This window comes from Aeromonas sp. DNRA1, assembly GCF_963888745.1.
Lineage (GTDB): Bacteria > Pseudomonadota > Gammaproteobacteria > Enterobacterales > Aeromonadaceae > Aeromonas > Aeromonas hydrophila.
On sequence record NZ_CAWPKQ010000007.1, the window covers coordinates 23,787 to 48,044 of the forward strand.

Annotated in this window: 20 protein-coding genes; 9 read left to right on the forward strand and 11 right to left on the reverse strand. The window is 60.6% G+C overall.

Features of this window, described 5'->3' with window-relative positions; translation table 11 throughout:
- Positions 1-12: 12 nt before the first annotated feature.
- From rsmG to mioC, 3 genes are all read right to left on the reverse strand, one after another.
- On the reverse strand, positions 13-639 hold the full coding sequence (rsmG, locus tag AACQ43_RS19385) for a 16S rRNA (guanine(527)-N(7))-methyltransferase RsmG (protein ID WP_168968368.1): 627 nt from the start codon (positions 637-639) through the stop codon (positions 13-15).
- Positions 640-659: 20 nt separating this feature from the next.
- Positions 660-2,549, reverse strand: coding sequence for a tRNA uridine-5-carboxymethylaminomethyl(34) synthesis enzyme MnmG (gene mnmG, locus AACQ43_RS19390; RefSeq protein WP_106553672.1), 1,890 nt, complete (start codon positions 2,547-2,549; stop codon positions 660-662).
- Between the two features lie 508 nt (positions 2,550-3,057).
- Positions 3,058-3,507, reverse strand: a complete 450-nt coding sequence (gene mioC, locus AACQ43_RS19395) for an FMN-binding protein MioC (protein WP_168968370.1) — start codon at positions 3,505-3,507, stop codon at positions 3,058-3,060.
- Positions 3,508-3,890: 383 nt separating this feature from the next.
- On the opposite strand from mioC, the gene AACQ43_RS19400 reads away from it, so the two are divergent.
- The 5 genes from AACQ43_RS19400 (at position 3,891) to fhuB (ending at position 11,428) form a co-directional block, all read left to right on the forward strand.
- A complete protein-coding gene (locus tag AACQ43_RS19400) occupies positions 3,891-6,020 on the forward strand; it encodes a TonB-dependent siderophore receptor (protein WP_168968372.1) in 2,130 nt (709 codons plus the stop codon).
- 79 nt (positions 6,021-6,099) lie between these two features.
- Positions 6,100-7,758, forward strand: coding sequence for a multidrug ABC transporter permease/ATP-binding protein (locus AACQ43_RS19405; RefSeq protein WP_168968374.1), 1,659 nt, complete (start codon positions 6,100-6,102; stop codon positions 7,756-7,758).
- Positions 7,759-7,780: 22 nt separating this feature from the next.
- A complete protein-coding gene (locus tag AACQ43_RS19410; protein ID WP_005307174.1) occupies positions 7,781-8,545 on the forward strand; it encodes an ATP-binding cassette domain-containing protein in 765 nt (254 codons plus the stop codon).
- Positions 8,546-8,579: 34 nt separating this feature from the next.
- Positions 8,580-9,449, forward strand: coding sequence for an ABC transporter substrate-binding protein (locus AACQ43_RS19415; protein ID WP_168968455.1), 870 nt, complete (start codon positions 8,580-8,582; stop codon positions 9,447-9,449).
- Positions 9,446-11,428, forward strand: coding sequence for a Fe(3+)-hydroxamate ABC transporter permease FhuB (gene fhuB, locus AACQ43_RS19420; protein ID WP_168968377.1), 1,983 nt, complete (start codon positions 9,446-9,448; stop codon positions 11,426-11,428). The genes AACQ43_RS19415 and fhuB overlap by 4 nt, the downstream gene beginning before the upstream one ends.
- Positions 11,429-11,498: 70 nt before the next feature.
- Here the strand turns inward: fhuB and mnmE are convergent, their stop codons facing one another.
- The 8 genes from mnmE to AACQ43_RS19460 all read right to left on the reverse strand — a co-directional run bounded on the left by mnmE (position 11,499) and on the right by AACQ43_RS19460 (position 17,774).
- Complete coding sequence (gene mnmE / locus AACQ43_RS19425) at positions 11,499-12,860, reverse strand: tRNA uridine-5-carboxymethylaminomethyl(34) synthesis GTPase MnmE (RefSeq protein WP_168968379.1); 1,362 nt, start codon at positions 12,858-12,860, stop codon at positions 11,499-11,501.
- 109 nt (positions 12,861-12,969) lie between these two features.
- On the reverse strand, positions 12,970-14,616 hold the full coding sequence (gene yidC / locus AACQ43_RS19430) for a membrane protein insertase YidC (protein ID WP_011707925.1): 1,647 nt from the start codon (positions 14,614-14,616) through the stop codon (positions 12,970-12,972).
- A gap of 5 nt (positions 14,617-14,621) precedes the next feature.
- Positions 14,622-14,870, reverse strand: a complete 249-nt coding sequence (gene yidD, locus AACQ43_RS19435; protein ID WP_010635605.1) for a membrane protein insertion efficiency factor YidD — start codon at positions 14,868-14,870, stop codon at positions 14,622-14,624.
- Positions 14,837-15,196: a ribonuclease P protein component gene (gene rnpA / locus AACQ43_RS19440; RefSeq protein ID WP_016352406.1), complete on the reverse strand. Its 360-nt coding sequence runs from the start codon at positions 15,194-15,196 to the stop codon at positions 14,837-14,839. Before rnpA ends, yidD begins: the two co-directional genes overlap by 34 nt.
- A complete protein-coding gene (rpmH, locus tag AACQ43_RS19445) occupies positions 15,196-15,330 on the reverse strand; it encodes a 50S ribosomal protein L34 (protein ID WP_005307156.1) in 135 nt (44 codons plus the stop codon). Before rpmH ends, rnpA begins: the two co-directional genes overlap by 1 nt.
- Positions 15,331-15,599: 269 nt before the next feature.
- A complete protein-coding gene (locus AACQ43_RS19450) occupies positions 15,600-16,334 on the reverse strand; it encodes an amino acid ABC transporter ATP-binding protein (protein WP_011707928.1) in 735 nt (244 codons plus the stop codon).
- Between the two features lie 12 nt (positions 16,335-16,346).
- A complete protein-coding gene (locus tag AACQ43_RS19455) occupies positions 16,347-17,015 on the reverse strand; it encodes an amino acid ABC transporter permease (RefSeq protein ID WP_011707929.1) in 669 nt (222 codons plus the stop codon).
- Positions 17,016-17,774, reverse strand: a complete 759-nt coding sequence (locus AACQ43_RS19460) for an amino acid ABC transporter substrate-binding protein (RefSeq protein ID WP_005307144.1) — start codon at positions 17,772-17,774, stop codon at positions 17,016-17,018.
- A 313-nt stretch (positions 17,775-18,087) separates the two neighbouring features.
- On the opposite strand from AACQ43_RS19460, the gene dnaA reads away from it, so the two are divergent.
- The 4 genes from dnaA to gyrB all read left to right on the forward strand — a co-directional run bounded on the left by dnaA (position 18,088) and on the right by gyrB (position 24,159).
- Positions 18,088-19,458: a chromosomal replication initiator protein DnaA gene (dnaA, locus tag AACQ43_RS19465; RefSeq protein ID WP_005307141.1), complete on the forward strand. Its 1,371-nt coding sequence runs from the start codon at positions 18,088-18,090 to the stop codon at positions 19,456-19,458.
- Positions 19,459-19,541: 83 nt separating this feature from the next.
- Entirely contained in the window at positions 19,542-20,645 is a 1,104-nt protein-coding gene (dnaN, locus tag AACQ43_RS19470; protein WP_011704048.1) for a DNA polymerase III subunit beta, read from the forward strand.
- A gap of 2 nt (positions 20,646-20,647) precedes the next feature.
- Positions 20,648-21,751 carry a DNA replication/repair protein RecF gene (recF, locus tag AACQ43_RS19475; protein ID WP_029305111.1) on the forward strand — a complete coding sequence of 368 codons (1,104 nt, stop codon included), beginning with the start codon at positions 20,648-20,650 and terminating at the stop codon, positions 21,749-21,751.
- Complete coding sequence (gene gyrB / locus AACQ43_RS19480) at positions 21,748-24,159, forward strand: DNA topoisomerase (ATP-hydrolyzing) subunit B (protein ID WP_016348869.1); 2,412 nt, start codon at positions 21,748-21,750, stop codon at positions 24,157-24,159. The genes recF and gyrB overlap by 4 nt, the downstream gene beginning before the upstream one ends.
- Positions 24,160-24,258: the final 99 nt, after the last annotated feature.

The following is a 24,258-nucleotide window of genomic DNA, read 5'->3' on the forward strand; positions in this document are numbered from 1 at the left end:
GAAACTGCGACCCTATTCGGGCTGGATATATTTGAATTCCAGCAGATGACGTTCGCCTTCCAGTTCCGGCACCACCAGTTGATGGGAGGCGACCAGATGGATGTTGGCGGGCAACTGGGCCAGCTCCTGCTCGGGGAATTGTCCCTTGAGCGCCAAGAAGCTGCCCTGGGCCGACGGCAGATGGTGACACCAGTTCAGCATGTCTTCCAGCGAGGCGAATGCCCGGCTCAGCACGCCGTCAAATCCGACCTCGGGCTGATACTCTTCGACCCTGGATTTGACCGGCGTCACGTTGGTCAAGCCCAGCTCCAGAATCACCTGGCGGATGAAGTTGATCCGCTTGCCCAGGCTGTCCAGCAGCACGAATTGCTTGTCCGGGTTGATGATCGCCAGCGGCAGGCCGGGTAGGCCCGGGCCGGTGCCCACATCGATGAAGCGCTCACCGTGCAGGTGCTGGCTCACCACCAGGCTGTCGAGGATATGCTTGACCAGCATGGCGTCCGGATCTCGTACCGAGGTGAGATTGTAAGCCTTGTTCCACTTGTGCAGCAACTCGACAAGCTGAACCAACTGGGTCTTTTGGGTATCGGTGATAACAATTCCGGCCTGCATGAGCAGGCCGTTCAATCTTTCCAGCATTTTTTGCAACGGTAGGATCCTCAGGCGGTTTTACGCAGCAGGCCGTGTTTTTTCAGATGAACCAGCAGGATGGAGATGGCCGCCGGGGTGATGCCGGAGATGCGTGACGCCTGACCTATGGTCTGTGGCTTGGCATCATTGAGCTTGGCGATCACCTCGTTGGAGAGGCCGTTGACGTCGCGGTAGTTCATGTCCAGCGGCAACAAGGTGTTCTCGTTGCGCAGCTGCTTCTCCACTTCGTCGTGCTGGCGTTCGATGTAGCCGGCGTACTTGATCTGGATCTCCACCTGATCGGCGGCGGCCGTATCGGTCAGGGCCGGACCGACTCCCTCGATGGCCATCAGAGCCTCATAGGTCACCTCGGGGCGACGCAGCAGCTCTTCCAGGCTCTGCTCGCGGGTCAACGGGGTGTTGACCAGGGCATTGACGGCTTCCAGCGACGGATGCTGCGGGTGGATCCAGGTCGAGCGCATGCGCTGACGCTCCTGCTCCACCTGCTCCATCTTGGCGTTGAACTTGCCCCAGCGCTCGTCGTCCACCAGACCCAGTTCGCGACCGATGCCGGTCAGACGCAGGTCGGCGTTGTCTTCCCGCAGCAGCAGGCGATATTCGGCGCGGCTGGTGAACATGCGGTAGGGCTCGCGAGTCCCCAGGGTGGAGAGATCGTCCATCATCACACCGATGTAGGCCTGATCCCGGCGCGGATGCCAGGCATCTTTCTCCTGCGCCCGCAGACCGGCGTTCAGACCGGCCAGCAGACCCTGGGCGGCCGCCTCTTCATAGCCGGTGGTGCCGTTGATCTGGCCGGCGAAGAACAGGTTTGGAATGCACTTGCTCTCCATGTTGGCCTTGAGATCCCGCGGATCGAAGAAGTCATATTCGATGGCGTAGCCGGGACGGGTGATGTGGGCATTCTCGAAGCCGCGCACGGAACGGACGATCTGCACCTGCACGTCGAACGGCAGGCTGGTGGAGATCCCGTTCGGGTAGAGTTCGTGGGTGGTCAGGCCTTCCGGCTCGACGAAGATCTGGTGCGCCGTCTTGTCGGCAAAACGGGTGATCTTGTCCTCGATCGACGGGCAGTAACGCGGCCCAATCCCCTCGATCACCCCGGCGTACATGGGGCTGCGATCCAGGTTGTTGCGGATCACCTCGTGGGTGCGCTCGTTGGTATGGGTAACGTAGCAGGGCACCTGACGCGGGTGCTGGCTGGCGTCGCCGATGAAGGAGAAGACCGGGCGCGGATCGTCGCCGTACTGGGCCTGCATCACCGATAAATCGACGCTGCGGGCATCGATGCGCGGCGGAGTGCCGGTCTTGAGACGATCGATGCGCAGCGGCAGTTCACGCAGGCGCTGGGCGAGGGCGATCGAGGGAGGATCCCCGGCGCGGCCGCCCTTGTAGTTCTCCATCCCGATGTGGATCAGGCCATTCAGGAAGGTGCCGACGGTCAGTACTACCGTCTTGCCACTGATGCGGATCCCGCTCTGGGTCACTACCCCGGCAACCCGATCCCCGTCCATGATCAGATCGTCACAGGCCTGCTGGAAGATCTTCAGGTTGGGGTAGTTCTCCAGCATCTGGCGTACGACGGCCTTGTACAGCAGGCGATCCGCCTGGGCACGGGTGGCGCGCACTGCCGGTCCTTTGGAGGAGTTGAGGGTGCGGAACTGGATCCCGCCAAGATCGATGGCGCGTGCCATGATCCCGCCGAGGGCATCTACTTCCTTGACCAGGTGTCCCTTGCCGATCCCGCCGATCGCCGGATTACAGGACATATGTCCCAGCGTATCGATATTGTGGGTCAGCAACAGGGTATTCAGCCCCATCCGGGCTGCCGCTGTTGCTGCTTCGGTTCCTGCATGACCGCCGCCAACGACGATCACATCAAATTGTTCATGGTATTGCATTGGGGATCACCTTGATCTGCACGCCTGAAGATCTTTATTTGCCTGGGCTGAAGGGCGGAACATTCTATCTGTTTCACGCCCTGAGGGGAACGTCTACTTAGCGTTCAGTATGGAGGGAGGATCCACTAAATAGATCTTAAGGATCTTTAGATCGATCTTTTATTGGATCTTTTATTAGGATCCGCCACTTCTGTTGATAAGCACTTTTTGATCATAAAGATCATCGTGTTAAAGACGATCCCAGGTTGTGGAAAAGCTTGGATCCTGGCCCCGTGAACTGGGGGATAACAAGGGTTTTTATACACAGAGGCTTGCCGCTCTGGATCTCATACATGGATAACTATAGGTTTTACAGAGTTTTACACCATAGTTATACACATTTACCGGCAACGTTGTGGGTAACAGCGTAGAACAACTTATCCGGATCCATCTGTTAATAACCTGGTGGATAGCGATCTGGGGATAAGCGGGGAGATCAAGGCCTTTTTACCGGATCTCCCGCTCCCGTTCAGGCGATCAATGCCAGCCAGTCCCGGATCCAGCCTTCAGCGGCATCTTCCGGGATCTCGTGCTGGGTCACATCGATGTCCAGACGATCTCCAATCCGACTGGCGCCGCACTCCGCCAGCAGTCGATCCAGTGTCTTGCCGCCCTGGCAAAAGGTGTCATAACTGCTGTCACCCAGCGCGATCACGCCATATTTCAATGTTTTAAGATCCGGATGCTGCTCGGCAAGATCCTTGGCGAAGGGCTGCAGGTTGTCCGGCACATCGCCGGCACCGTGGGTCGAGGTGACCACCAGCAATATGGCTTCTGGCTCGGCGAGCACCTCGGCCAGGCTGGCCGGATTGTGGATCTCGGCCTGATGACCTGCCTGTTCCAGCAGGTTGGCGACGTGGTCTGCGACATATTCGGCGGCTCCCAGCATGGAACCGACGACAAGGTTGAGTTTGGCCATGGAATGGATCCTGATTTCAGACGAAGCGAGGGAAAGACGGATTCTACCGCCAAAGGGTGTGGATAAATATGGATAAAGCTTGGGGATAATGGATCCTCTGTGCTTTTTGCCCCTCAATGGGGATCCCCGACGCTCCGTTGACGCCTTCTTGCCGACTGGCAGAAAAAGATCTGCTCCCCCTCTTCATATGTTTTCCAATCGACGCCTTGATACGTCAAGTAACAATGCAGATGCAAATGATTAGCAATTATTGAATCGATTCGATCATGGCTCCTGTAGTAGCATGTCGCTGCTTTATTCGCCTGAGGAACCGGGCTGCCGGCATGACCGGGCACCAATAATAAGAAATCAGAAACAACTCATTGATATTTGAGACACTTACAATGATTGCGCAAAAAGACACCCCCATCGCAGCAATGCGAAAGAGAAGCGCACAGCAACTGTTGCCGCTCTCCTGCCTGTTGGCCAGCTTGCCCGTGCTGGCGGTCGAACAACCAAAAGAACTGCCCAAGGCCAGCGAGACCATGGTGGTCACCGGCACCGCCATGAAGGTGGAAGTGCCGATGGCCGAGACGCCTCGCGCCGTCTCCGTGGTCAACCGCGAGGATCTGGATCAGCACGCGGTGCAGCAGCTTGACGAGTCCCTGCGCTACCGCTCCGGCGTGCTCAGCGGCTTCTATGGATCCGACAACAATACCGACTGGTTCAAGGTGCGTGGCTTCGATGCCGCCTCCTATCTGGATGGCAACCGTCTGTTCGGCATCGGTTATTATCTCTGGACGCCGGAGCCGTTCGGCCTGGAGAGCGTGGAAGTGCTGAAAGGGCCTGCCTCGATCCTCTACGGCGAGGCGCCTCCCGGCGGCGTGATCAATGCCATCAGCAAGCGGCCGACCGCCACCCCGCAGGGGCTGCTGGATCTGCAGCTGGGCAGCCGGGATCATCGCCAGATCGGGGTGGATGTCTCCGATGCACTGACCGACAACAGCCGCTACCGCATGGTTGCTCTATATAAAGAGCGTGATGGTGTGCTGGACGGCACCTACAACGATCGCGTCTATCTGGCGCCGAGCGTGACCTTCGATCTCTCGGATCGCACCCGCCTGACCCTGCTGGCCAGCTTCCTGCACGACGAAGGGGTGCCGACCAACGGCTTCTTCCCGGTGTACGGCACCCTCAATACCAGCGGTGGCCAGATCGATCCCAGCACCAACCTGAGCCAGCCGGATTACGATCGCAACCGCAACACCCAGATCTCCACCGGTTACGAGCTGGCCCACCAGCTCAACCAGACCTGGGAGTTCAAGCAGAACGTTCGCTTCAACTACAACGATCTGCTGCTGCGCCAGACCTATATATATCCTTGGGCAGCCTGGCCAGCGACACCCGATGAGAATATGCCGGTTCGTGGTCGTGGCATGATCTATCGGGATGGCAACACCAAGAGCGCCACCATGGACAACCAGATGGTGGGCTACTGGAATACTGACAGCACCGAACAGACTCTGCTGCTGGGGGTGGATCTGCAACGTCATGTCAACGAGGGGATGGAAGCTGATCAGTGGATGGGTACCATAGATACCCAGCACCCAGATCACAGCGGCTTCCCCGGTTTTGATGAATCCACCGCCACCCACCAGAAGAGCACCAAGGGCCAGAGCGGCCTCTATGCCCAGCACCAGATCCGCTGGGACGATCGCTGGTTGCTGACTGGTGGCGGTCGCTTCGACTACGTGGAGACCCACAACATCAGCGAAGCCAAGAGCAAGAACGAGAAGCAGTATGATCACGAGCTCTCCCTCTCCGGCAGCCTGATGTACCTGGCCGACAACGGTCTCTCTCCTTATATTGCCTATGCCGAGTCGTTCGAGGTGCTGCCGGGGATCGACCCCAACACCAGCCAATCCTACAAGCCGCTCAAGGGCACCCTGTACGAGACCGGCGTCAAGTACGCGCCGAGCTTCCTCGATGGCTACATCAACCTGGCCCTGTTCGATCTGGAGCAGACCAACTCGCTGGTCTCCACTGGTTCCGGCCAGCAGACCCAGGCCGGTGAAGTGACCTCCCAGGGCGTCGAGCTGGAAGGGAGCGTGCAGGCCACCGAGGCGCTGCGCCTGACCGCCGCCTACACCTATACCGATGCCAAGACCAACGACACCGGCAAGGGCGATCGCCGTGCCAGTCTGATCCCGCGCCACCAGGCCTCCTTCTGGGGCAACTACAAGGTGCAGCAGGGTCCGGTCTCCGGTCTGGAACTGGGTAGCGGCGTGCGCTACGTCGGCTCCAGCGTCGGCATCGGTGCCGTGAATGCGGACTACACCCCCATCTACGGCTCGGCCGAGGTGCCGGCCCATACCGTGTGGGATGCGATGATCGGGTATGACTTTGCCAAGAACTGGCGGGCTCAGCTCAACGTCAACAACCTGCTGGGTGATACCTACGTGGCCAGCTGCGACTACTACTGCTACTACGGCGAGCCGCGCAGCGTAGTGGGCAGCATCAACTACCGCTGGTAATCGAAGTGGGGCGGGAATTGGGTTCCCGCCCTTCTTCTCACCTGCAGTTGCTCTGATCTCTCTGGAATACCGGTCCGCTATGGAACTCTTGTCTCTGGTTTATCGCCAATATCGTTGGCCCTTCATCGCCATTACCCTGCTCAGCCTGCTCAGTGCCGTCAGCGGGATTGGTGTCATTGCCTTTATCAATCAGTCTCTCGTCGAATCCGTCGGCGATCCGCTGCCGGTGCTCGGTCAGCTGATCGGCCTCATCTTATTGCTGCTGGTGATCACGCTCGGCTCTCAGCTGGCGCTGACCACCCTCGGCCATCATTTTGTCTACCGGTTGCGGGGCCGTCTGCTCAAGCAGTTGCTGGATACCGATGTCGCCCGTCTGCGCCAGATTGGCCAGGGGCCGCTGCTGGCCTCCCTCTCCAGCGACATCGGCCAGATCACCATCGCCTTCGTACGCCTGCCGGAGCTGGTGCAGGGGCTGGTGCTCACCCTGGGGTCGGCCCTCTACCTCGGCTGGCTGTCGCCGGCCCTGCTTGGCGTCACGACGCTCTGGGTCACCTTCACCATGGTGGTGGGCTGGCTGCTGGTGAACCGGGTCTATCGTCATCTCTCCCACATGCGTCAGGCCGAGGATCGGCTCTATCAGAACTATCAGGCCATCATCGCCGGCAGCAAGGAGCTGGCGCTCAACCGCGAGCGGGCTCACTTCGTCTACCACCAGCTTTATCAGCAGAATGCGCAGGAGTACCGCCAGCAGATCATCCGTGCCGACACCTATCACCTGAGCGCGGTGAACTGGTCGAATATCATGATGCTGGGGGCCATCGGCCTGGTCTTCTTCCTGGCCAACGGACTGGGCTGGGCCGACACCAAAGTAGCCGCCACCTTCGCGCTGACCCTGCTGTTCTTGCGTACCCCCTTGCTGCAGGGCATTGGCGCTCTGCCGACCCTGCTCTCCGCCCAGGTGGCGTTCGACAAGATTGCGGCGCTCAATCTGGCCGCGCCGGACGCCGACTTCCCGCTGCCGTCCGCGCCCCGCGCCTGGCAGCGCATCGAGTTGGAGCAGGTGATCTTTCACTATCAGGGGGAGGGCGGCTTTGCCGTCGGCCCTATCGATCTGGTCATCGAAAAGGGGGAGCAGATCTTCATCATCGGTGGCAACGGCTCCGGCAAGTCGACCCTGGCCATGCTGCTGACCGGCCTCTATCAGCCGGTATCGGGCCGGATCCTGCTGGATGGGGAGCCGGTCACCGATCGCAACGCCTATCTGGCGCTCTTCTCCGCCATTTTCACCGACTATCACCTGTTCCAGCACCTGCTGGGGCCGGAACCCAAGGATGAGCTGGTGGCCGAGTGGCTGGAGCGGCTGCAGATGGGCAGCAAGCTCACCATCGAAGATGGCTTCATCGCCGATATCGACCTCTCCCAGGGGCAGCGCAAGCGAGTCGCCCTGCTGCTGGCGCTGGCCGAGCAGCGCGAGGTGATGCTGTTTGACGAGTGGGCCGCGGATCAGGATCCCCAGTTCCGCCGCATCTTCTATCAGCTGCTGTTGCCGCGCCTGAAGCAGATGGGCAAGACGGTGATCGCCATCAGCCACGACGATCTCTACTTCTCCCAGGCCGACCGGCTGCTGGAGATGCGCCAGGGCCGGCTCAGCGAGCTGACCGGCGAGCGGCGCGAGCAGGTGAGCCGCGATGCGGTCGCCCATCTGGATTGTGACTTGAATGCAGAGGTGCCGGTTTGAACCCGGCCAACAGGAACCGCTTATGTTTGAGATGAAATCAGCCAGCTTCGCGGTCAATGACCGCACGCTGCTGCACCCCACCGATCTCTGTTTCGAGCAGGGCAAGGTCTATGGCCTCATCGGCCACAACGGTTCGGGCAAATCCACCCTGCTCAAGCTGCTGGCACGCCAGCAGCCGCTCAGTGACGGCGAGATCCGGTTCGATGACAAGCCGCTGCCAGCGTGGGGGGCGCGCGACTTCGCTCGTCAGGTGGCCTATCTGCCCCAGCATCTGCCGAGCGCCGAAAACCTGCTCGGGCGGGAGCTGGTGGAGATGGGGCGCTACCCCTGGCGCGGCCTGCTGGGTCGGATGGGGGCGGAGGATCACCGCCAGGTTGAACGTGCCATCGCGCTGACCCATACCGAACGCTTCGCCGATCGGCTGGTGGATACCCTTTCCGGCGGCGAGCGGGGGCGGGTGTGGCTGGCCATGCTGCTGGCCCAGGAGAGCCGTTTCATCCTGCTGGACGAGCCGCTGGCCGCGCTGGACGTGGCCCATCAGGTGGAGGTGCTCACGCTCGTCAAGCAGTTGAGCCGCCAGCTCAAGCTCGGGGTCATCATCGTCATTCACGACATCAACATGGCCTCCCGCTTCTGTGATCGGCTGGTGGCGCTGCACTCCGGCCGCCTGCTGACCCACGGCGAACCCGAACAGATCATGACCGGCGAGACCCTGCACGCCATTTATGGCATCCCGATGGAGGTCATTCGCCACCCGGCCCATGACCATGCCATCGCCATCGTCTGACCGGGGGCCTCTCGTGAACCGTTTATTGAAGAAGATGGCGTTCTGCCTTGTCGGCCTGCTGCTGCAGCTTGCAGCGCAGGCTGACACATCCCAGACCACCTCCGTGCCGGTACCCCGTATCGCCACCGTCGACTGGACCATAGCCGAAACCCTGCTGGCGCTCGGGGTGACGCCGCTGGCGGTGGGGGATGTCGGCTCCTACCGCGCCTGGGTCGGCGAACCGCTGCTGCCGGCCGCCGTAGTGGATATCGGCCAGCGCGCCCAGCCCAACCGCGAGCTGCTGGCCGAGCTCAAACCCGACCGCATCCTCATTTCACCGCTGGCGGCCCCGCTGGCGCCGACCCTCTCCCGCATCGCGCCGGTACAATCCATCGCGCTCTACGAGCCGGATGCCGATCTGTGGCAGCGGCTGCACGAGGCGACCCTGACCATCGCCGCGCTGGTGGACAAAACCGCCGAGGCCGAGCAACTGCTGGCCAGACTGGACCAGGATCTGGCGCAGATGCGGGCCACATTACCCGAAGATCTGCCGCCCCTGCTGGTGGTGCAGTTCATCGATGAGCGCCATGTGCGGGTATTTGGCCGCCACAGCCTGTTCGAGGCGGTGATGCAGCGGCTTGGCCTGCGCAATGGCTGGCAGGGGGAAACCAATGCCTGGGGCTTTGCCGTGGCCAGCCTGGAGCAGTTGATGGCGCTGCCGCAGGCGCGGCTGGTGGTGGTCGATCCGATCCCGGTCGGGGTGAGCGAGCGGCTGCAGGAGCCCGGTCTGTGGCAGCAACTGCCACAGGTGAGGGCGGCGGCCGTGCTGCATCTGCCTGCGGTGTGGAGTTTTGGCGGCGTGCTGGCGGCGCGTCGCTTCGCCGTGCAGCTCAGTACGGCGCTGCAGCAGGATGGGCTGCAATGAACCGGATTTTTCCATTGCCGCTGCGGCTTCCCGTCAGCCTGCTGTTGGGGCTGACGCTGGCGCTCGCCTGTTGGGAGCTGGCCGGTCAGTTGCCGGTGGCGCGTTGGCTGGCAACCCTGTTGTCGCCGGATCTGACCGATGCCAGCCAGGCGGTGGTCCACTTCAGCTGGCTGCCGCGTCTTGCCGTCTGCCTGCTGGCCGGCGCCGCCCTCGGGCTGGCCGGTACCCTGATGCAGCAGGTATTGCGCAATCCGCTGGCCTCGCCCAGCACCCTGGGGGTGGCCTCCGGCGCCCAGCTGGCGCTGATGATGGTGACCCTGTTTGCTCCCTCCTGGCTGCTGCTGGGGAGGGAGTGGATCGCCATGGCCGGCGGCAGCCTCGCCATGGGGCTGGTGTTTGCCCTGGCCTGGCGTCGCCAGCTCAATCCGGTGGTCATCGTCTTTGCCGGGCTGGTGATCAACCTCTATCTGGCGGCCATCAGCATGGGGCTCCTGCTGTTCTTTCAGGAGGAGCTGAAAGGCTTGCTGGTATGGGGTAGTGGCTCGCTGGTGCAGAACAGCTGGAGCGGCGTCGCCTATCTGCTACCACGGTTGCTGCTGGCCGCGATGTTGGCGGCGGTGCTGGTGCGCCCGCTGGCGGTGCTGGAGCTGGACGATGCCAGCGCCCGCAGTCTGGGGGTCTCCCTTTCGCACCTGCGTTTCGCTGGGCTGGGGCTGGCGGTGTTCGTCACCGCCTGCGTGGTGAGCGTGGTGGGGCTGATCGGCTTTATCGGGTTGGCGGCGCCCGCCCTGGTGCGCTTGCTGGGGGTAAGAAAACTGGCCCTGCGGCTGCTGTGGGCCCCGGTACTGGGCGCTCTGCTGCTGGCGGCCACCGATCTGCTGCTGCAATCCCTGAGCCGCAGCGGATCGGTGCTCATCCCAACCGGTGCCATGACGGCCCTGCTGGGGGCGCCACTGCTGCTGTGGCTGATCCCGCGCCTGGGTATCAAGTCGGGCACGCCGAAGGCGAATGCCGCCCTGCTGGTGGCCCGCCACCCGGCGCCGGCCCGCCTTGTCGGCCTGATGTTGATGGGGCTGGTATTGGCGGTGATCGCTTCTTTGTTGTTTGGACAGGGGATAGACGGCTGGCACTGGCCGAGCTGGCTGCGTTGGCAGACCCAGCTGGAATGGCGACTGCCGCGCACCCTGGCGGCCGGTGCGGCGGGCGTGCTGCTGGCATTGGCGGGCACCCTGCTGCAACGGGTCAGCAGCAACCCCATGGCGAGCCCCGAGCTGCTGGGGGTGAGTGGTGGCACCTTCATGGGGGTGATTGCCACGGCGCTGCTGCTACCCGCCCTGCCGTTGCCCATGATGCTGGCCGGCGGCCTGATCGGTGCCTTCGGTTGTCTGCTGCTGTTGCTGCTGGTCAATCGCAGCCACGGCTTCCAGCCAGAGCGGCTGTTGCTCTCCGGCATCGCCATCACGGCGCTGTTCGAGCCGCTGCAGGCCATCGCGCTGGCCAACGGTGACCTGCGGGTGCAGCAACTGCTCTCCTGGATGTCCGGCTCCACCTATTACGTCACCCTGCCGATAGCTGGCGGGTTGGTCGTGCTGGCGCTGACGCTGCTGGCAGCCTGCCTGCTGCTCAGCCGCTGGCTCGATCTGTTGCCGATGGGGCCGGCAGTGGCCGCCGCGCTCGGCATTCGGCTCAACCGGGCCCAGCTCGCCATCCTGCTGCTGGTGGCCGTGCTCACCGCCAGCGCGACCCTGGTGGTGGGGCCGCTCTCCTTCGTCGGTCTGCTGGCACCGCACATGGCCAAGCTGATGGGGTTGGTGCGGGCACGCTGGCACCTGCTCGGTGCCGCCGTCTCCGGCGCCCTGCTGATGGTGTCGGCGGACTGGATCGGCCAGCAGATCCTGTTCCCGCAGGAGCTGCCGGTGGGGCTGGTCTCCACCTTGTTAGGGGGCGCTTACTTCATGTGGTGCCTGCGCCGCCTGTAGGTTGGTGGATGAAAAATGCACAAAAAAAGCCCGGGATGAACCCGGGCTTTTTATTGCCTGCCGTGCGGCGTTATTTGCCGATGCAGAAGCTGGAGAAGATGCGGCCCAGCAGATCGTCGGAGCTGAACTCACCGGTGATCTCGGAGAGGGACTCCTGCGCCAGGCGCAGCTCTTCGGCCACCAGCTCGCCGGCCACGAACACCTCCAGCTGCTCCTTGGCCACCAGCAGCCGTTCGGCGGCGCGCTCCAGCGCATCCAGGTGGCGGCGGCGGGCCATGAAGCCCCCCTCGGTGTTGCCCTGGAAGCCCATGCAGGCTTTCAGGTGCTCGCGCAGGGCGGGCAGACCCAGCTCGGTCTTGGCGGAGATGCGGTAGACGGCGTGGCCCTGTTCCTGACTCGGCGCCAGATCTTCGCCGGTTAGGTCGGCCTTGTTGCGCACCACGGTGAGGCCAATCTTTTTTGGCAACCGATTAACAAATTCTGGCCAGATCTCCCGCGGGTCGACCGCAGCCGTGGTGGTGCCATCCACCATGAACAGCACCCGATCGGCCTGTTCAATTTCGGCCCAGGCACGCTCGATGCCGATCTGCTCCACCTTGTCCTGGGTGTCGCGCAGGCCGGCGGTGTCGATGATGTGCAGCGGCATGCCATCCAGATGGATGTGCTCGCGCAGCACATCGCGGGTGGTGCCGGCGATCTCGGTGACGATGGCGGACTCACGGCCGGCCAGGGCGTTGAGCAGGCTGGATTTGCCGGCGTTGGGGCGACCGGCGATCACCACCTTCATCCCTTCCCGCAGCAGGGCCCCCTGCTTGGCTTCCCCGCGCACCGCATCCAGCTCGTCCATGATGGCGTAGAGATCGCCCGCCACCTTGCCGTCGGAGAGAAAATCGATCTCCTCGTCCGGGAAGTCGATGGCGGCTTCCACATAGATACGCAACCGGGTGAGACTCTCCACCAGCTGCTGGATCTTGCCGGAGAACTGCCCCTGCAGGGAATGCATGGCACTGCGGGCCGCCTGCTCGCTGGACGCTTCGATAAGGTCGGCGATGGCCTCGGCCTGGGCCAGATCCAGCTTGTCGTTCATGAAGGCGCGTTCGCTGAACTCGCCGGGGCGGGCAGGGCGCAGCCCTTTTATCTGCAGGATGCGGCGCACCAGCATGTCCATGATCACCGGGCCGCCATGGCCCTGCAGTTCCAGCACATCTTCGCCGGTGAAGCTGTTGGGGGCCTTGAACAGCAGGGCGATGCCCTGATCCAGCGGCTGGCCTTGCTCATCCCTGAACGGCAGATATTCGGCATAACGCACCCGGGGGAGCTTGCCGAGCACTATCTCGGCGACCTGTTCGGCGGCGGGACCGGAGACGCGGACTATGCCGACGCCACCCCGGCCGGGGGCGGTGGCCTGGGCCACGATGGTATCTGTAGTCATCTTGCTTGGCTCATTTGTTCGCTGATGGTTCACAGCAGTGGGGTCATTGTAATAAAAAAGGCGGCCCGAAGGCCGCCTCTTTTGTCATCCATCTTGCCATCGGGAGCGATTAGCTGCGGGTATGCAGGCCTTTCTTCTCGAGCTGACGGTAGATGATGGTCTGCTGGGTAATGGAGATGACGTTGCTCACCAGCCAGTACAGGGTCAGACCTGCCGGGAACCAGAGGAACATGAAAGTGAAGATGATCGGCATGAACTGCATCACTTTCTGCTGCATCGGGTCGGTGATGGTGGTCGGGCTCATCTTCTGCAGGTACCACATGGATGCACCCATGAGGATCGGCAGCACGAAGAAGGGGTCCTTCACCGACAGGTCGGTGATCCACAGGGCGAACGGCGCGTGGCGCAGCTCAACGGATTCCATCAGTGCCCAGTAGAGGGCGATGAAGATCGGCATCTGTACCAGGATCGGCAGACAGCCACCCAGCGGGTTGACCTTCTCCTTCTTGTACAGCTCCATCATGCCCTGAGACATCTTCTGGCGATCGTCGCCGAAGCGCTCACGCAGTGCGGCCAGCTTGGGCTGCAGCATGCGCATCTTGGCCATGGAGGTGTACTGGGCCTTGGTCAGCGGGAACATGATGCCGCGTACCAGCAGGGTCAGCATGATGATGGCCACACCCCAGTTCTGAACGAAACCGTGGAACACGGTCAGCAGCCAGTGCAGCGGCTGGGCGATGAACCAGAGCCAGCCGTAGTCGACGGTCAGGTCGAGGTGGTTTGCCACCTTGGCCATCTGGTCTTGCAGCTTGGGACCGACCCACAGCTTGCTGGTCACTTCGGCTTGCTGGCCGGCAGCCACGTCAACCAGCGGCGCCTTGTAGCCGATGATGGCCTGGTCTTTGCCAGGGATCACGCGGCTGTAGAAGCTGTTGGTATCGTCGGCATTCGGTGCCCAGGCAGAGACGAAGTAGTGTTGCAGCATGGCGACCCAACCACCCTTGGTGGTCTTGTTCAGGTCGGCATCCTTCATCTCGTCGAAGGTGTACTTCTTGTAGCGGGTATCTTCGCTGGAGAAGGCACCACCACGGTAGGCACTGGCCACCATGGCATGACCCTGCTGGTCTTTCGGGGTAGTCACGGTCTGCTTCAGCTGGCCGTAGAACTGCACCTGAACCGGCTCGGCGGACTTGTTGTCGATCTTGTAATCGACGCCAACGGCGTAGTCACCACGCTTGAGGACGAACTCCTTGGTGAAGACCACGCCCTTGCTGTCGGTCCAGGTCATCGGTACGACGACTTGATCCTGACCATCGGCCAGCTGGTAGCTGGTCTGGGCGGCTTCGTAGGTGGGACGACCCTGGGCCTGGCTGTCAGGACCATTGCGACCAACCAGACCGCTCTGGGCAACATAGAGGTGCTCAGGTTGGCTGGTCAGCAGTACGAACGGTTGATCCTTGCCTTCTTCCAGCTTGTGGGCCAGTAGATCGGCAGAGACGATGTCGCCACCCTGGGTATCCAGGGTCAGCTTGAGCACGTCGGAGGAGACGGTGATCAGCTTGCGTGCGGTGTTCGCATTGGCTTGCTCGGAAACCTGAGGAATATCACCGGTCTGACCGGCTTCAGGTACGAAATGTTCGGTTTGGGCCACGGTAGTCGGGGCCGGCTTCGGAGCCTTGTCGGACTCCCACTGTTGCCAGAGCAAAAAGCTCACGAACAGCAAACCGATCAGGATGAGATTGCGTTGTGATTCCATAGTCTTCAGTTTCTTCGCTTTGGTTGCGGAACCGGGTCATAACCACCCTCGGATAAGGGATGGCATTTTAATAGACGTTTGCTGGCTAACCAAACGCCTTTTATGAAACCGTGAAGTCGGATTGCTTCTATCGCAAATTGGGAACAAGTCGGAGTGAAACGGCAGCGCGGCCCGAGCAGCGGGCTAATGATTAGCTGATACAGGCGTATCAGTTTGACAGCTACCCATTGCAACGGCGTGACAGAGTGCGCCATAGCTTTTCCAGTAACTTGAACAGTTCCTCGTTATCCATCTCTTTCACACCGGCCTTGGCGATCACGACGATGTCGATAGCGGGCAGATTGGCCTGATTGAGGCGGAAACTTTCCCGAACCACCCGTTTTACACGGTTGCGCCAGACGGCACGCTTGAGTGCTTTTTTGGGCACAGCGAGACCAAGGCGAGGGTGTTCGAGGGTATTGGGACAGGCGAGAAGCGTAATTTGCGGAGAAGCGGCCCGGACAGGCTCGGCGAAAACGCGTTTGAAGTGTTCGGGAGTTAACAGACGTAACTCCCGAGAAAAGGCGTGCTGGGTAGGCATTAGACTACCAGGCGGGCACGACCCTTGGCACGACGAGCGGCCAGAACTTTACGACCGTTGGCAGTTGCCATGCGGGCGCGGAAACCGTGAGAGCGCTTGCGCTTCAGGTTGGACGGTTGAAAAGTACGTTTCATGATTCGATTCCGTATTTCTGTACAGTTTTGATTGTCACACTTAGCCGACGCGCCAGCTATAGCGTGTGACGACTAGCAAAAGAGGCCGAATTCTAAACAGAGTTCGGCTTTTAGTCAATCCGCCGTTCCCTCTCTTCCTGCCCTGACCTTGCAAAGGCCCGAACCGGCAGTGAGGATCCAGAGGATCGAGGGCTCCGGATTATACTGGCAACCCGGGGTTTAACAAGGATCCTCCAATAAAAAAGGCGGCAATGCCGCCAAAGAGAGAGCTATTTAAGCACTTTGCGCAGGAACTCCCGGGTACGGGGATCCTGCGGATCGACCAATATCTGATCCGGCGGGCCTTGCTCCACGATCCGGCCCCCCTCCATGAAGATCACCCGATCGGCAACATCTCGAGCAAATTCAATCTCATGGGTTACCACCACCATGGTCTGGTGCTGGCGGGCCAGCTCCTTCATCAGGCCCAGTACCTCGTCGACCCACTCGGGGTCGAGTGCCGACGTGGGCTCGTCAAACAGGATTACCTTGGAGTGCGCGGCCATGGCTCGGCCGATGCCGACCCGTTGCTGCTGACCACCCGACAGGGAAGCCGGATAGGCGTCCTGCTTGTCGGCGAGGCCGATGTCCTTGAGGATGCCGAGGGCGGTGGCACGGGCCTCTGCCTTCGGCTGTTTCCAGACGGTGATCAGCCCTTCGGCGATGTTGTCCAGCGCCGTCTTGTTGGCAAAGAGGGCGTAGTTCTGGAACACGAAGGAGGCCCGCTTGCGCAGCTCTATCGCCTGCTGCTCGCTGGCTTTGGCCAGGTTGAGCTGCAGATCGTCGATGGCGAGGTTGCCGGCATCCGGGGTTTCCAGCAGGTTGAGGCAGCGCAGCAGGGTCGACTTGCCGGTGCCGGAGGGGCCGATGATGACCACTATCTCCCCCTTTTTCACCTCCAGATCGATGCTGTTCAGCACCTGATTGCCGTCATATGCCTTGGAGAGGCCGGTTAACTTGATCATGATGGCCCTCCTTTAATAGGCACGGTTGAGACGGACTTCCAGCAGATGCTGCAAGCGGGTAAAGAAGATCACCACCACCCAGTAGACCAGCGCCACCGCCATGAAGCTCTCGAAGAACTTGAAGGAGGAGGAGGCTTCCATCTGCGCCTTGCCCATGATCTCGGCCACCCCCAGGGTAAAGGCCAGCGAGGTGCTCTTGATCATGTCGATGAAGTAGTTCATCAGCGACGGGGTCGCGATGCGGGCCGCCTGCGGCAATATGATCCGCTGCATCGCCTGGTAGCGGCTCATGCCGATACTGAGGGCGGCTTCCATCTGGCTCTTGTGGATGCCAATGATGGAGGCGCGGATCGATTCGGCCATGTAGGCGGCAAAGTGCAGGGTCAGGCCGACGATGGCGGCGGTAAAGGCATCCATTCCCACGAAGATGGGGAACAGCTGCGGCAGCCCGTAATAGAGCAGGAACAGCTGGACGAGTAGCGGTGTACCCCGGAAGAACGAGATATAGAGCATCGCCAGCCAGTGGATCACGGGAACGCGAAACACCCGTACTATCGCCAGGGCCAGCGACAGTACGAGTGCCAGGACGAATCCCCACAGGGCCATCTCCATCGTGGTGCCCAGATATTTGAGCAGGATGGGAAACAGCCCCAGCGTGTATTCGAGGTCAAATTCCATCATTTATTTGTCGGTGATGTCGGAAGCGAACCATTTTTCAGAGATCTGACGCAGGGAACCGTCCTTGCGCATGGCGGTGAGGGCATCGTCGACCTTCTTCAGCAGCGCCTGCTTTTCAGGGGTCTTCAGAAAGGGCAGGGCGTTCTCGATGGTTTCGAACGGTGCGCCGGCCTGTTGCAGCGGCAGCTTGGACTCTTTGATCAGCTGGGCGGTGGAAACGCGGTCCATAACGAAGGCATCGATCCGGCCCAGGGCAACATCCTGCTCGAAGGCGGAGTCATAGGTGCGGATGTCGATCTTCTTGTTCGGGTCGTTCTTGCGCAGCAGCTCTTCGAAGTTGGAGCCCAGGTTCACAGCCACTTTCTTGCCTTCCAGATCCTTGATGCCGTGAATGGTGCTGTTGCCCTTGCGGACCACGATCTGGGCGCCGTCATAGACGTAGGGCTGGGAGAAGGCGTATTTGGCCTTGCGCTCGTCGGTGATGGTGATCTGGTTGGAGATGGTATCGACGCGGCCGGTTTCCAGCATGCCGAACAAGCCGGAGAAGCTGGCGGTCACAAATTCGACCTTGTAGCCGGTGCGCTCACCGATCTGGTTCCACATATCCACCTCGAAGCCCTGCAGCTTGTCCTGCTTGACGAAGGTGAACGGGAAGTACTTGCCGGACATGCCGACCTTGATGGTTTCCTGGGCGATGGCTTGACCGGACAGGGCGGCCAGCAGAATGGCGGCGCCGGAGACCAGCTTGATGGATGACGTCATGGGGATTCCTCTCTCTCTGTTGTTCTGTATTTTTAGTTGTAAACACTGGATTTGCGCTGATGTTATTGGAATAAAAGCTAAAGAATAAATGATATTTGGTTATATAAAATAACCGCTTCAGGTCTGGATCTTTGGTGCCCCCGTCGATGGATCTGGCTGTGGGTAACTTTGGGGATGAAATCGGATTCGGCGTTGCTGGATCCTTGAAAGTCAAGGATCTTATTTGCTGGATCCGCGAGGTCGCGGCTAGAGATCCAGCCGCTAAAAACGTAGAATAGCCGGTCTTTAGTTAATCAATCGACGGGAGTTTAGAGTGACTGCTTCGCTATGGCAGCAGTGCCTTAACCGGCTGCAAGATGAGTTGCCCTCGGCAGAATTCAGCATGTGGATCCGGCCGCTTCAAGCGGAGTTGAGTGACAATACTCTGACCCTGTATGCACCGAATCGCTTTGTTCTGGACTGGGTTCGAGACAAGTATCTCATCCGGGTGAACGGCATCATCAATGAACTCTGCGGGGTCGACGGCCCCACTCTGCGTTTTGACATCGGTAATCGTCCCCATCCCGTCGCAGTCGCCAGAGCGCCGGCGCGGGGTGCGGATCCTGTGAATAACTCGCAGAAGAGCTGGGAAAGCAAGGCCGAGGCCAAACCCGAGCCGAACCACAAGAGCAACACCAACGTGAACTATACCTTCGAGAATTTCGTCGAAGGTAAGTCCAACCAGTTGGCCCGTGCGGCTGCCCGTCAGGTTGCCGACAATCCTGGCGGGGCCTACAACCCGCTGTTCCTCTATGGCGGCACCGGTCTGGGCAAGACCCACCTGCTGCATGCCGTCGGCAACGCCATCAAGGAGCGCAAGCAGGACGCCAAGGTCATCTACATGCACTCTGAACGGTTTGTGCAGGACATGGTGAAGGCGCTGCAGAATAACGCCATTGAAGAGTTCAAGCGTTATTACCGTAGCGTCGATGCCCTGCTCATCGATGACATCCAGTTCTTTGCCAACAAGGAGCGCTCCCAAGAGGAGTTCTTCCACACCTTCAACGCCCTGCTCGAAGGCAACCAGCAGATCATCCTGACCTCGGATCGTTATCCGAAGGAGATCAACGGGGTGGAAGATCGTCTCAAGTCCCGCTTCGGCTGGGGCCTGACGGTAGCGATCGAACCGCCGGAGCTGGAAACCCGGGTGGCGATCCTGATGCGCAAGGCGGACGAGAACCAGATCCACCTGCCGGACGAAGTGGCCTTCTTCATCGCCAAGCGGCTGCGCTCCAACGTGCGCGAGCTGGAAGGTGCCCTCAACCGGGTGATCGCCAACGCCAACTTTACCGGTCGGGCGATCAATATCGACTTCGTGCGCGAAGCGCTGCGCGATCTGCTAGCGCTGCAGGAGAAGCTGGTCACCATCGACAACATCCAGAAGACGGTGGCGGAGTACTACAAGATCAAGCTGGCGGATCTGCTCTCCAAGCGGCGTTCCCGCTCTGTTGCCCGCCCACGCCAGCTGGCGATGGCGCTGGCCAAGGAGCTGACCAACCATAGCTTGCCGGAGATAGGTGATGCCTTTGGTGGTCGTGATCACACTACCGTGCTTCATGCCTGCCGCAAGATTGAGCAGCTGAAGGAAGAGAGTCACGACATCAAGGAAGACTATTCCAACCTGATCCGTACCCTTTCTTCCTGACAACGGAACGGAGTGGACAGATGCAGTTCGAATATTCCAACCTGATCCGAACCTTTTCCTCCTAATAACAACGGAGAGCACAGATGCAGCTCGAAATTAGCCGTGAGGCCCTGTTACGTCCTCTGCAACTGGTGTCCGGTGCCCTCGGTGGCCGGCCGACCCTGCCAATCCTCGGCAACGTGCTGCTGGATGTCAGCAACGGTCTGCTGTCACTGACCGGGACCGACCTCGAAGTGGAGATGATCGGTCAGGTCTATCTCAACAGCGACAGTCAGGATGGCCGCACCACAGTGCCGGCGCGCAAGCTGCTGGACATCTGCCGCGGTCTGCCGGAGGGGGCGGACATTCGCCTCAATACAGAAGGCGAGCGACTGATCATCCGCTCCGGTCGTTCCCGTTTCAACCTGTCGACCCTGCCGGCCACCGAATACCCGAACATCGAGGATTGGGAATCCGTGCTCGAGTTCGACATCGGCCAGCTGGAGCTGAAAAAGCTCATCGATGCCACCCAGTTTTCCATGGCCAGCCAGGACGTGCGTTACTACCTGAACGGCATGCTGTTCGAGAGCGAAGGGCACGGCCTGCGTACCGTGGCGACCGATGGTCACCGGCTGGCGACCTGCCGCCGCGAAGTGGTAACGGAATCGCTGCCCGATCATCAGGTTATCCTGCCACGCAAGGGCGTGCTGGAACTGGTGCGCCTGCTGGAAGCGGAAGACAAGCCGGTGCGGCTGCAGATCGGTCGCAGCAACCTGCGCGCCGCGCTGGATGGCTTCATCTTCACCTCCAAGCTGGTGGATGGTCGCTTCCCGGACTGGCGCCGCGTCATTCCGCGCAACAGCGACAAGGCCCTGATCGCCGGTCGTGAGGATCTGCGCCAGGCCTTTGCCCGTGCCGCCATTCTCTCCAACGAGAAATTCCGTGGGGTGCGTCTCAATCTGCAGGAAAACCTGCTGCGCATCACCGCCAACAACCCGGAACAGGAAGAAGCCGAAGAGCTGCTTGACGTACAATACGAAGCTGGCGAGATGGAGATTGGTTTCAACGTCTCTTATGTGCTGGACGTGCTGAATACGTTAAAATGTGACCAAATCCGGATCAGCCTGAGCGATTCCATCAGCAGCGCCATTATTGAGGATTTTGACAGTCAGGATGCTCAGTACGTGGTAATGCCGATGCGGATCTAGTCGTGTCTCTGGTCAAACTCCAGCTCAGCGACTTTCGCAATATCCAGCAGGCCAGTCTCGCGCTGTCGCCCGGCCTCAATATCCTGGTCGGGTGCAATGGCAGCGGCAAGACCAGCGTGCTGGAAGCCATTCACTACCTCGGTCTCGGTCGCTCCTTTCGTACTCACCTGACCGGGCGGGTCATCCGCCAGGGGGAGAGGGCGTTTACCCTGTTTGCCCAGTGTGAACTGGAAGGGCGCCAGGTGCCCATCGGCCTTGCCAAGGACAAGAGTGGCGAGACCCAGCTCAAGATCGCCGGTGCCCAGGCCCAGCGCCTGGCCGAGCTGGCCGAATTGCTGCCGGTGCAGTTGATCCATCCGGATGGCTTCAATCTGCTGACCGGTGGGCCGCAGGCTCGTCGGGCCTGGCTCGACTGGGGTGTTTTTCATCAGGAGCCGACCTTCTTCTCCCTGTGGGGGCGAGTGCGTCGGCTGCTGAAACAGCGCAATGCGCTGCTGCGTCAGAGCAGCCAGTATCGCCAGCTGGCGTACTGGGATCAGGAATTGGTACGGCTGGGCGGTGAATTGGCCGAGTTTCGCGCCAATTATTGTCAGGCCATTACGCCCCTGATCAAGGAGATGACGGCGGATTTTTTGCCGGAATTCGATATCAGCCTTGGATTCTATCGAGGCTGGGAAAAAGATACCCCGCTCAATGAATTGCTGGAGGCGGGGTTTGAGCGGGATCGGGCGCTGGGTTACACAGGAGTAGGCCCACAGAAGGCCGATGTGCGACTCAAGGCGAACGGCGTCCCCGCTCAGGATATTTTGTCCCGGGGTCAGTTGAAGTTGCTGGTCTGTGCCATGCGACTGGCCCAAGGGCTCTATTTGAATCAACATAGCAGCCGTGGCTGTATTTTTTTAATTGATGATTTTGCCTCTGAACTGGATGTCGACAAGCGCCGGTTGCTGGCCGCAAGGCTGAAGCAGTGTGCGTCCCAGGTGTTTATCACCGCCATCGACACCGGTCAGCTCGCAGACATGATGGATGCGAATGACTGCAAGTTGTTCCACGTGGAACAAGGCAAGATCTCCGAAACGTTAGAGAAGGCAGAGAGTAAGCTATGAGTGAAAATACTTACGACTCCTCGAATATCAAGGTACTGAAGGGCCTGGATGCGGTCCGCAAGCGCCCGGGGATGTATATCGGCGATACGGATGATGGCTCGGGTCTGCACCACATGGTGTTCGAGGTCGTCGACAACTCCATTGACGAGGCTCTGGCCGGCTACTGCTCCGATATTCAGGTCAAGATCCATTCCGACGGCTCCGTCTCCGTCCGTGACAACGGTCGTGGTATTCCAGTCGACATCCACCCGGAAGAGGGTCGCTCCGCTGCTGAAGTCATCATGACCGTGCTGCACGCGGGCGGCAAGTTTGACGACAACTCCTACAAGGTCTCCGGTGGTCTGCACGGCGTCGGCGTCTCCGTGGTAAACGCCCTCTCTGACAAGCTGCTGCTGACCATCCGTCGCAACGGCCATGTCTACGAGCAGACCTATCACCTGGGTGAGCCGCAGGCACCGCTCAAGCAGATTGGCGACAGCACCGGCACCGGGACCGAAGTCCGCTTCTGGCCGAGCCCGACCATCTTCAGCGATACCCTGTTCCACTACGAGATCCTGGCCAAGCGTCTGCGTGAGCTCTCCTTCCTCAACTCCGGCGTCTCCATCCGCCTGCTGGATGAGCGTGACGGTCGCGAGGCGCACTTCTGCTACGAAGGCGGCATCAAGGCGTTCGTCGAATACCTGAACCAGAACAAGACCCCGATCCACCCGAAGGTGTTCCACTTCACCACCGAGCAGGACGGCATCGGCGTCGAAGTGGCGATGCAGTGGAACGACGCCTATCAGGAAGGGGTCTACTGCTTCACCAACAACATTCCGCAGCGTGATGGTGGTACCCACCTGGTGGGCTTCCGTACCGCGCTGACCCGTACTCTGAACTCCTACATGGACAAAGAGGACTACAGCAAGAAGGCCAAGTCTGCCGCCAGTGGCGACGACGTGCGTGAAGGTCTGATTGCCGTTATCTCCGTCAAGGTGCCGGATCCCAAGTTCTCCTCCCAGACCAAGGACAAGCTGGTCTCTTCCGAAGTGAAGACCGCCGTCGAACAGGCGATGGGTGAGAAGCTGGCCGACTTCCTGCTGGAAAACCCGGGCGATGCCAAGATCGTGGTCAACAAGATCATCGATGCGGCCCGTGCCCGCGAAGCGGCCCGCAAGGCCCGCGAACTGACTCGCCGTAAAGGCGCGCTGGATATTGCCGGTCTGCCCGGCAAGCTGGCCGACTGTCAGGAAAAAGACCCGGCGCTCTCCGAACTCTACATAGTGGAAGGGGACTCTGCTGGCGGTTCCGCCAAGCAGGGTCGCAACCGGAAGAACCAGGCCATCCTGCCGCTCAAGGGCAAGATCCTGAACGTGGAGAAGGCCCGTTTCGACAAGATGATCTCTTCCCAGGAGGTGGGCACCCTGATCACCGCACTGGGCTGCGGCATCGGTCGTGACGAGTACAACCCGGACAAGCTGCGTTATCACAACATCATCATCATGACCGATGCGGACGTCGATGGTGCACACATCCGTACCCTGCTGCTGACCTTCTTCTATCGTCAGATGCCGGAAATCATCGAGCGTGGCTACGTCTACATCGCCCAGCCGCCGCTCTACAAGGTGAAGAAGGGCAAGCAGGAGCAGTATCTGAAAGACGAAGATGCGCTGCTGCAGTACCAGACTGCCATGGCGCTGGACGGTGCGACCCTGCACGTCAACGAGTCTGCCCCGGCCATCGGTGGCGAGGCGCTGGAGCGTCTGGTCAACCAGCATCGCTCGGTGACTCACCTGATCACCCGCATGTCCCGCCGCGCGCCGGAAGCCGTGCTGACCCAGCTGATCTATCAGCCGGAGCTGAACGAAGCGCTGCTGAGCAGCGAGAGCGATCTGCTGGCCTGGTGCCAGAGCATGGAAGCCGTGCTCAACGAGAGCAACCACGGCATCCAGTACCAGATGCAGGTACGCCACGATGAAGAACGCCGTCTGTTCGTGCCGCACGCCGTGGTACGCCAGCACGGGGTCGACCGCGAATACCCGCTCAGCTACGACTTCCTGCAATCCTCCGAGTACCGTCAACTGGTCTCGCTGGGCAAGGAGATCGCCAACCTGATCGAGGAAGGTGGTTACATCAAGCGTGGCGAGAAGGTGAAGCCGGTCGCCAGCTTCGTCGAAGCAGTCGAGTGGCTGATGGGTGAAGGCAAGCGCGGCATCTACATCCAGCGCTATAAAGGGCTGGGCGAGATGAACCCGGACCAGCTGTGGGAAACCACCATGGATCCGGAAGCCCGTCGCATGCTGCGCGTCACCATCGACGACGCCGTCGGTGCGGACCAGCTCTTCTCCACCCTGATGGGTGATGCCGTTGAGCCGCGTCGTGACTTTATCGAGACCAACGCCCTGCGCGTGGCCAACCTCGACGTCTAATTCGACGCTGTCAGCTCGATATAAAAAAGCCGCTCCCTGTGAGCGGCTTTTTGTTTTTCTGGCGAAGGAGGTGGCACGTTCCACGTGAAACATGGCTCC

Excerpts from the sequence above, each read along its gene's own strand:
- rsmG (WP_168968368.1), bottom strand. The coding sequence starts at position 639 with ATGCTGGAAAGATTGAACGGCCTGCTCATGCAGGCCGGAATTGTTATC.
- mnmG (WP_106553672.1), bottom strand. The coding sequence starts at position 2,549 with ATGCAATACCATGAACAATTTGATGTGATCGTCGTTGGCGGCGGTCAT.
- mioC (WP_168968370.1), bottom strand. The coding sequence starts at position 3,507 with ATGGCCAAACTCAACCTTGTCGTCGGTTCCATGCTGGGAGCCGCCGAA.
- AACQ43_RS19400 (WP_168968372.1), top strand. The coding sequence starts at position 3,891 with ATGATTGCGCAAAAAGACACCCCCATCGCAGCAATGCGAAAGAGAAGC.
- AACQ43_RS19405 (WP_168968374.1), top strand. The coding sequence starts at position 6,100 with ATGGAACTCTTGTCTCTGGTTTATCGCCAATATCGTTGGCCCTTCATC.
- AACQ43_RS19410 (WP_005307174.1), top strand. The coding sequence starts at position 7,781 with ATGTTTGAGATGAAATCAGCCAGCTTCGCGGTCAATGACCGCACGCTG.
- AACQ43_RS19415 (WP_168968455.1), top strand. The coding sequence starts at position 8,580 with ATGGCGTTCTGCCTTGTCGGCCTGCTGCTGCAGCTTGCAGCGCAGGCT.
- fhuB (WP_168968377.1), top strand. The coding sequence starts at position 9,446 with ATGAACCGGATTTTTCCATTGCCGCTGCGGCTTCCCGTCAGCCTGCTG.
- mnmE (WP_168968379.1), bottom strand. The coding sequence starts at position 12,860 with ATGACTACAGATACCATCGTGGCCCAGGCCACCGCCCCCGGCCGGGGT.
- yidC (WP_011707925.1), bottom strand. The coding sequence starts at position 14,616 with ATGGAATCACAACGCAATCTCATCCTGATCGGTTTGCTGTTCGTGAGC.
- yidD (WP_010635605.1), bottom strand. The coding sequence starts at position 14,870 with ATGGCGCACTCTGTCACGCCGTTGCAATGGGTAGCTGTCAAACTGATA.
- rnpA (WP_016352406.1), bottom strand. The coding sequence starts at position 15,196 with ATGCCTACCCAGCACGCCTTTTCTCGGGAGTTACGTCTGTTAACTCCC.
- rpmH (WP_005307156.1), bottom strand. The coding sequence starts at position 15,330 with ATGAAACGTACTTTTCAACCGTCCAACCTGAAGCGCAAGCGCTCTCAC.
- AACQ43_RS19450 (WP_011707928.1), bottom strand. The coding sequence starts at position 16,334 with ATGATCAAGTTAACCGGCCTCTCCAAGGCATATGACGGCAATCAGGTG.
- AACQ43_RS19455 (WP_011707929.1), bottom strand. The coding sequence starts at position 17,015 with ATGATGGAATTTGACCTCGAATACACGCTGGGGCTGTTTCCCATCCTG.
- AACQ43_RS19460 (WP_005307144.1), bottom strand. The coding sequence starts at position 17,774 with ATGACGTCATCCATCAAGCTGGTCTCCGGCGCCGCCATTCTGCTGGCC.
- dnaN (WP_011704048.1), top strand. The coding sequence starts at position 19,542 with ATGCAGCTCGAAATTAGCCGTGAGGCCCTGTTACGTCCTCTGCAACTG.
- gyrB (WP_016348869.1), top strand. The coding sequence starts at position 21,748 with ATGAGTGAAAATACTTACGACTCCTCGAATATCAAGGTACTGAAGGGC.